This window comes from Mycobacterium sp. TH-M116 (assembly GCF_057473685.1).
The window spans coordinates 1-7,045 of the sequence record NZ_JBYCLC010000123.1 but is presented as its reverse complement, the minus strand read 5'-3'; the positions used below and the strand labels follow the sequence as shown (position 1 = coordinate 7,045).

The window sequence follows — 7,045 nt, the reverse complement described above, 5'->3', positions numbered from 1 at the left end:
GCTTCCCTGTTCGTGATGTGGTCGATCTGAGGATCGACGCGGCCGACAGCGTCGGCCACCACGCGGGGCTTGCCTGAACTGTCGCTGCAGATGGGCGATTCCAGCGATTCGAGCCGATAGGCGTCACCCGCGATGAGGCATTCGACGATCTCCTCATGGGGGACTTCCAGCGCTCGAGAAAGAAGGCAGAACTCGTTCAGCTCGTCCTACGCCACTTCGTCGAAACCGTTTCGCTCCCAATCGATGTCGAAGCGATGCAGCATCGAATGACCGAAGGCCAGGGCGGAATCCGACATTATCGAGACCTTCCGCCCGTCGCGATGGCGCTGATTGAGCACGAATTCGAGCTGCTTGTCACAGGACAGCTGTTCGACCGCGAAGGCCACCCCTTCTGTGACCGCCGCGATCGGGTCGGTGAACCCCTCGCGGTGAGCCGCCGCACGGTCGAGGAACCCATCGGCCGACCGCATCGCGGAAGCCACCAGCAACGCCTGCGTACCGGGGAAGTAACGGTAGACGGTCTGCCGTGTCACCCCGAGCGCCCGGGCCACGTCGGCGATGCGCATCGCCGAGCCGCGCTCGTCGATGATCGCGTCGGCGGCGTCGAGGATGCGCTCGATCGCTTCCTCGTCGGAGGCGGGCGCGTCTCCCGCCCAACCGTGGCTACCCATGCTCAGCGAAGGGCGGTCTGGGGTTCGGTCATCCCCACAGGCGGATCATAGCGCTGACGGGTCCGGGCTCGGCTCCGGAACGCGCGGCGCGTGTGCGTCCCGTCGCACCACGAGCCATCTCGGTAGACACCGTCGTCGGTATGTATGATCACCGAAACCTGGAGGCGCAAGCGCGGGGCCCGGCAGGGAGGCCGAATTATGAGGTACGACACGGTGATCCTCAACGGCCGCTGGTTCGACGGAACGGGTGCGCCGTCGGCTCTGCGGAACATCGGTCTGCGCGACGGCCGCGTCGCCACCGTCACGGCCGGACCGCTGGAGGCGGCGGGCGCCGACGTCGTCGACGCCACCGGCCAGTGGGTGATACCCGGCATCATTGACATCCACACCCATTACGACATCGAAACACTTTGCGAGCCAGCGCTTTCCGAGTCGCTGAGGCACGGCGTGACGACCGTGCTGCTGGGATCGTGCTCGCTGTCCACGGTCTACCTGAACAACGTCGACGCCGGCGACATCTTTGGTCGCGTGGAGGCGATTCCGCGGCGCTACGTGATCGAGTGGCTGGGCCGGGCGCGCTCCTGGAGCGGCCCCGGCGAATACGTCGCCGCACTCGAGCGGCTCAACCTGGGCCCCAACGTGGCCGCCTTCATCGGCCACTCCGACATGCGGGCCGCGACGATGGGCCTGGACCGGGCGACCCGCAAAGACGTGCGGCCGTCCCCGGCGGAACTGGCGCGCATGGAGTCGATGCTCAACGATGCGCTGGACGAGGGATTCGTCGGGATGTCTTCGCAGCAAATGCTGTTCGACAAACTCGACGGCGAGGTCTGCCGGTCGCGCACGCTGCCGTCCACCTACGCCGGCCCGCGCGAGTTGCGCCGTCTGAACGCCATTCTCCGGCGCCGCGACAAGATCTTGCAGTCCGGGCCCGACATCAAGAATCCGCTGTCGGTGCTCTCGCAGCTGGTGACCTCGTTGGGTATTGGTCGCCGCCGGCTGAAGACCAGCCTGTTGTCGGCCGCGGACATCAAGGCCATCCCGCCCGTGATCCACGTCATGGACCGTCTCGGGCGGCTCGTCAACGCACTGGGCGGCGACTTCCGCTGGCAGCACCTGCCTGTGCCGTTCGAGGTCTACGCCGACGGGATCTCGTTGGTGATCTTCGAGGAGTTCGGCTCCGGTGCCGCGGCGCTGCACCTACAGGACGAGGTCGAGCGCAACCAGTTGATGCGCGACGAGGAGTATCGCCGCTGGTTCCGCCGGGACTACGGCCAGAAATTCGGGCCCAGGGTGTGGCATCGCGACTTCTTCGACGCCGAGATCGTGGACTGCCCCGACCGCTCGGTGATCGGAAGGTCGTTCGGCCAGGTGGGCCTCGAGCGGGGCGGGCTGCACCCGGTCGATGCCTTCCTCGACCTGGTCGTCGAGCACGGCGAGAAGCTGCGCTGGCGGACGACCATCTCCAACCACCGGCCCGAACTGCTCCGCACGCTGGCGCAGAGCCCGGCCGTCCAGATGGGTTTCTCCGACGCCGGCGCGCACCTGCGCAACATGGCCTTCTACAACTCCGGGCTGCGCCTGTTGCGACACGCCTACGACGCCGAAAAGAACGGCACGCCGTTCCTGTCGATGGAGCGCGCGGTGCACCGGCTCACCGGCGAACTCGGGCTGTGGTACGGGATCGACGCGGGCACGCTGCGCGAAGGCGACCGGGCCGATCTCGTCGTGCTCGACCCCGACAAGCTCGACGACTCCCTCGACCGCTACGCCGAACACCCGGTGCAGTCCTACGGTGGGCTATCCCGGATGGTCAACCGCAATGACGACACGGTCAGCGCGGTACTGGTCTCCGGGCAGCTCGCGTTCAGCGCGGGCACAGCCTCTGCCGCACTGGGTCATCGCAAGCTGGGGCGGTTCCTGAGGGCCGGCCGGCCGTCCCGCAGGCTGGCCGTGGCCTAGCCGCTCAGTCGGCTGCGAACGCCCCAGGATGAGCTCGACGGCCTCGTCGAGCTGTCCTGCGATCTCCCGGCAGGTGACGAAGCGGGCCGTCATCGGCGCGCCGGCGAACGTCATCTGCAGCGTGGTTTTCACCGCGCGGGGACAGCCGGGGCCCAACGCCGCCCCGATCCGCCGGGATACCTCCGCGCCGATCTGCTCGTGCAGGGACGCGACCGCCGGGTCGTCAGCCATCAGGGCCGCGCCGCAGGCCGTGGTCGGCTCGGGGTCGTCGACGACCGCCACGGCCATGTTCCGCACGGTGGCACTGACACGGGTCTTGGTCGTGTCGTTGACGTCGGTGTGCAGCGGCAGGTCGCAGCGTCAGGTTCGCCGAGGACGATTCGCGCAGTTCGGCCAATCCGGCGTCGAGCACCTTGCGGATGGTCTGCCTGGGACGGCGATCGGACCGACGCGACGCGCCGACGCTCGGAGAAGCCACGGATCTGGACACCGATCCAGTGTGGGAAGGCCACACGGTCAACTGTCGGCGTGCGATCAGTGAGGCCCTGGGTAGTGTGACGCGCATGGTCGACGGTGACCGACTGCGCTGGGACGAGCGGTACGCAAGCCTCGAGCCGCCTGCGTTGGGCGCGGTGGCGGTTCCCGATGTCTTTGCGGCTCATACCGATGCTTTCCCCGTCACCGGACGCGCACTCGATCTGGCCTGTGGGCAGGGCCTCGGCAGCGTCTGGCTGGCCCGGCGGGGGATGGATGTCCTGGGTTTGGACGTATCCCGGGTGGCCGTCGGCCACGCCCGGGATCTGGCTCGCCGCAGCGGGGTGGGCGATCACTGCCGCTTTGAGGTCGTCGACTTCGACGATGGTCTGCCGGACGGTCCGCCCGTCGAGTTGATCCTGTGCCACAGGTACCGGGACCGTCGGCTCGACCGGGCGGTCATCGGGCGTTTGACGCGGGGCGGGTTACTGGCCGTGGCCGTCCTGAGCGAAGTCGGGCGAGGCCCCGGCCCGCACCGTGCGGCCCCTGGCGAACTGCCGCGGGCGTTCGCCGACATCGACGTGCTGGCCGCCGGCGAAGGGGAGGGCCATGCCTGGCTGCTGGCACGCGCGTGACGGCCGGGGAACATCGGGCGACGGTTAGCCGGCGAAGGGCGGCCGAGCCATACCCAGTGGGGTATAGTGCGGGTGCTGGTACCGATTCGTCGAACCAGGGCGCATATACCCCCCTGGGTACTATGATGAGGTAGGCAACCACGACGGAGGAAACAGTGATCGGCGAACAAGACGGTATGACCGCGGTGTTGAACAGGCTGCGGCGTGCGCAGGGCCAGCTTGCCGGAGTGATCTCGATGATCGAGCAGGGGCGCGACTGCAAGGACGTTGTCACGCAACTGGCTGCTGTTTCGCGCGCTCTCGATCGTGCGGGATTCAAGATCGTGGCGACCGGATTGAAGGAATGCGTCACGGGTACCACGGCCAACGGCGCGGCTCCCATGAGCGAAGCCGAACTCGAGAAGTTGTTCCTCGCCCTCGCGTGACCCGGGGGGAACACAGCCCAAGCAGAAAGGACTGAAGTCGTCATGGATATCTCAATCGCGACACCACTGCACACCTCCTTTGATGAGGCGGTCGCGCGGACACGCTCCGCACTGGCGGAGCAGGGGTTCGGCGTCCTGACCGAAATCGACGTCAAAGCAACGCTCAAGGCCAAACTCGGCGAGGACATGGAGGACTATCTGATCCTGGGCGCCTGCAACCCGCCGTTGGCGCACCGCGCCGTCTCGGCGCACCGCCAGATCGGGTTGTTGCTGCCATGCAACGTCGTCGTGCGCACCGACCCCGACCGCGCCGGCACTGTGCTTGTCGAGGCGATGAATCCCGGCCTCATGGTGGAGTTCACCGGTGAGCCGGAACTGCGCCCCGTCGCCGAGGAAGTCGCCGGCAAACTGCAAGCGGTGATCGACTCCCTGAAGAACAGTTCACCGGTGGCCGCGGGCGAATAGGGTCCATATATGCACGGGGCATATACACAAGGGGCATATACCCGAGGGGGTATATGCCCCTTGTGTATATGATGGAGCCATGTCAGATCAGCAGCATCACCACAAGGTCCTCGAGGACCTCCTGCCCCAGCACCGCGAGCTTCGACAGCAGATCCCCGATGTCTACAAGGGTTTCGCGGCCCTCAGCGGGGCCGCGTTCAACGAGGGTGCGCTGAGCCGCAAGTTCAAAGAACTGATCGCGTTGGCGATCGGCATCGTCGAGGGTTGCGACGGATGCATCGCCTCGCATGCCCAGGCGGCTGCACGTGCAGGCGCCACACGCGAAGAAGCGGCCGAAGCCATCGGCGTCACCTTCCTCATGCACGGTGGGCCGGCCACCATCTACGGCGCTCGGGCCTACACCGCATTCTGCGAATTCGCAGATGCCAAGACGTCATAGACGCCCTGGGGGTTGACGCCCCGCTGCCCGGAGCTCGATTCCTCAAAAGACCCAAAAGACCAATGGCATGACCTTGAAGGACCAAAGTCATGGTGAGCCGGTGAACTGCTGACCTCTGCGTCGGCCAGTCGTAGGTTGTTGCATGGAGCACCCCGATGACTGCCTTCATGCGAAACAGCGACGCCTTCACATGGGCGATGGAAAGTGACCCGCGGCTGAGATCGACCGTGGTCACCATCTTGCTCCTGGACCGATCCCCGGACTGGCAGGCGGTGCGCGACCGCTTCGACCTGATGAGCCGCACGCTGCCCATCTTCCGCCAGCGGGTCGTGGCGTCACCGTGGCCGGCCCCCCCGCGGTGGGAATACGACCCGAATTTCGACCTCGGCTACCACATGCGGCGGGTCGCGGTGCCGGCTCAGGGCACGCTCGACGACGTGCTTGAACTGGCCCGACTGGCCGAGATGCAGGACTTCGACCGTGCCCGCGCGCTCTGGGAGGCAACGCTGGTCGAGGGCCTCGACGATGGCGGCGCGGCATTGATCTGCAAGTTCCACCACGCGCTCACCGACGGGATCGGCGGCGTCCAGATCGCGATGAATCTGTTCAGCCTGTCCGAAAACGCGTGTGCGCGTGAGCCCATGCCGCTCGCGCCGCGGGCGTCCGGGCTGTCGCTGCTCGGGCGCTACCGCGACACGTTGAGGTACGACACCGGCGTCCTGGGCAGCGCCGTGGCGAGCGCGGTGACGGGGGCGCCAAGACTGATGTGCGAGAGTGCCCGACGGCCCGTTGCGACCGTTCGATCGGTTGCTTCGACCACCGCGTCCGTGTACCGGACGGTTCGGCCTATCACACGGACTGGGTCACCGCTGGTGACAGACCGAGGGCTGAACCGTCGTCTGGGGGTTCACGACGTCCCGAGGCCACTGCTGCGGGAGGTGGCACACCGGTGCGGCGGCGCGCTCAACGACGCGTTCGTCGCCGGAGTGGCTGGGGCGCTGCGGCGATACCACGACGAGCACGGTGTCACTGTGGGCGACTTGCACCTGACGATGCCGGTCAGCCTCCGGACACCGGCCGACGACATCGGAGGGAACCACATCACGCTCATGCGGTTCGACGTGCCCGTAGGGGGGACCGACCCGGCGGCGCGGGTCAGGGCGATCCATCAGCGCAGCGGCGCGGTGCGTGACGAACGTTCCCTGCCCTACACGCAGGCGATCGCCGGCGCCCTCAACCTTCTGCCGCGGTGGTATCTCGGTTTTGTCCTGCGCCATGTCGATTTTCTGGCCAGCGACGTGCCCGGAGTGCCGGTCCCGGTCTTCCTCGGCGGCGCGGCCGTGCGCGCCCAATACGCGTTCGGACCGACCATCGGGTCATCGGTCAACGTCACGTTGTTCACCTATGTCGACACCTGCGCACTGGGCATCAACGTCGACACGGCCGCGATACCCGATTACGACGTCTTCCACGACGCGATCGTGGACAGCTTCGACGAATTACTCTCGCTTGCAGAGTAATGTGGTGCCGATTCGAAACGGTCGATCCCGAAACGGTCATTGCTGCGCACCGATCGAGACGGATATCTGGCGTAATTGACCGCAGTGAGCACATCATGGCTGCATGCGTCAAAGGGAATCGCCGTTGAGAATTTCACGTGTGGACGACCACGCGCACCGCTGTGTTGATAGCGGCTCCGGTTGGGCGACAACCGGAGTTATCCATAGACCTGATGGCCACTTGGGTTCCCTCCCAGGCAGCGCACGGCCCACATTCCGAGCGCATTCTCGACACAGTGCGAGGCATTCTCATCGGACTTCGCCGGTGCCGGTCCGACATGGCGTTCGACGAACTACACAGTGCCGCAAAGCGTCAGTGGGTACCGGCGTTCGCACTGGCCTGGGCGCTGGCCCACTTCGCCGGTGGCGGTGAGCCGGCCTCCAGATTCATGGATACGCACCCGCAGTGTGGGCG

The 7,045-nt window shown here is 66.5% G+C and carries 7 protein-coding genes and 2 pseudogenes; 7 read left to right on the top strand and 2 right to left on the bottom strand.

All coding sequences use genetic code 11. From position 1 onward, the window contains the following. Positions 1 to 209: 209 nt before the first annotated feature. Positions 210 to 671 (bottom strand): annotated as a pseudogene (locus AC2VOK_RS06030) (TetR/AcrR family transcriptional regulator); the annotation flags it as partial. A gap of 198 nt (positions 672 to 869) precedes the next feature. Between AC2VOK_RS06030 and AC2VOK_RS06025 the strand changes: the two are divergent. Beyond that, entirely contained in the window at positions 870 to 2,633 is a 1,764-nt protein-coding gene (locus tag AC2VOK_RS06025) for an N-acyl-D-amino-acid deacylase family protein (protein ID WP_428899667.1), read from the top strand. A 15-nt stretch (positions 2,634 to 2,648) separates the two neighbouring features. On the opposite strand, the pseudogene AC2VOK_RS06020 reads toward AC2VOK_RS06025, so the two are convergent. Further along, positions 2,649 to 3,198, bottom strand: a pseudogene (locus AC2VOK_RS06020) (hypothetical protein); the annotation flags it as partial. Between AC2VOK_RS06020 and AC2VOK_RS06015 the strand changes: the two are divergent. The 6 genes from AC2VOK_RS06015 to AC2VOK_RS05990 all read left to right on the top strand — a co-directional run. After that, complete coding sequence (locus tag AC2VOK_RS06015) at positions 3,197 to 3,742, top strand: class I SAM-dependent methyltransferase (protein WP_428899666.1); 546 nt, start codon at positions 3,197 to 3,199, stop codon at positions 3,740 to 3,742. The pseudogene AC2VOK_RS06020 and the gene AC2VOK_RS06015 sit on opposite strands and share 2 nt — an antisense overlap. Before the next feature lie 155 nt (positions 3,743 to 3,897). Beyond that, positions 3,898 to 4,167, top strand: coding sequence for a metal-sensitive transcriptional regulator (locus AC2VOK_RS06010; RefSeq protein ID WP_428899665.1), 270 nt, complete (start codon positions 3,898 to 3,900; stop codon positions 4,165 to 4,167). A gap of 42 nt (positions 4,168 to 4,209) precedes the next feature. Next, positions 4,210 to 4,632, top strand: coding sequence for a DUF302 domain-containing protein (locus AC2VOK_RS06005; RefSeq protein WP_428899664.1), 423 nt, complete (start codon positions 4,210 to 4,212; stop codon positions 4,630 to 4,632). 79 nt (positions 4,633 to 4,711) lie between these two features. Next, a complete protein-coding gene (locus AC2VOK_RS06000) occupies positions 4,712 to 5,071 on the top strand; it encodes a carboxymuconolactone decarboxylase family protein (protein WP_421528373.1) in 360 nt (119 codons plus the stop codon). Between the two features lie 155 nt (positions 5,072 to 5,226). Then, the gene (locus AC2VOK_RS05995) at positions 5,227 to 6,591 is read left to right on the top strand and encodes a wax ester/triacylglycerol synthase domain-containing protein (RefSeq protein WP_428899663.1); all 1,365 of its coding nucleotides are present in this window, start codon (positions 5,227 to 5,229) and stop codon (positions 6,589 to 6,591) included. Positions 6,592 to 6,800: 209 nt separating this feature from the next. Beyond that, positions 6,801 to 7,045, top strand: a 245-nt coding sequence (locus AC2VOK_RS05990; protein ID WP_428899668.1) for an ANTAR domain-containing protein, incomplete at its 3' end; no start/stop codon positions are given.

Coding starts and splice junctions, on each gene's coding strand:
- AC2VOK_RS06005 (WP_428899664.1), top strand. CDS start 4,210: ATGGATATCTCAATCGCGACACCACTGCACACCTCCTTTGATGAGGCG.
- AC2VOK_RS06000 (WP_421528373.1), top strand. CDS start 4,712: ATGTCAGATCAGCAGCATCACCACAAGGTCCTCGAGGACCTCCTGCCC.
- AC2VOK_RS06025 (WP_428899667.1), top strand. CDS start 870: ATGAGGTACGACACGGTGATCCTCAACGGCCGCTGGTTCGACGGAACG.
- AC2VOK_RS05995 (WP_428899663.1), top strand. CDS start 5,227: ATGACTGCCTTCATGCGAAACAGCGACGCCTTCACATGGGCGATGGAA.
- AC2VOK_RS06015 (WP_428899666.1), top strand. CDS start 3,197: ATGGTCGACGGTGACCGACTGCGCTGGGACGAGCGGTACGCAAGCCTC.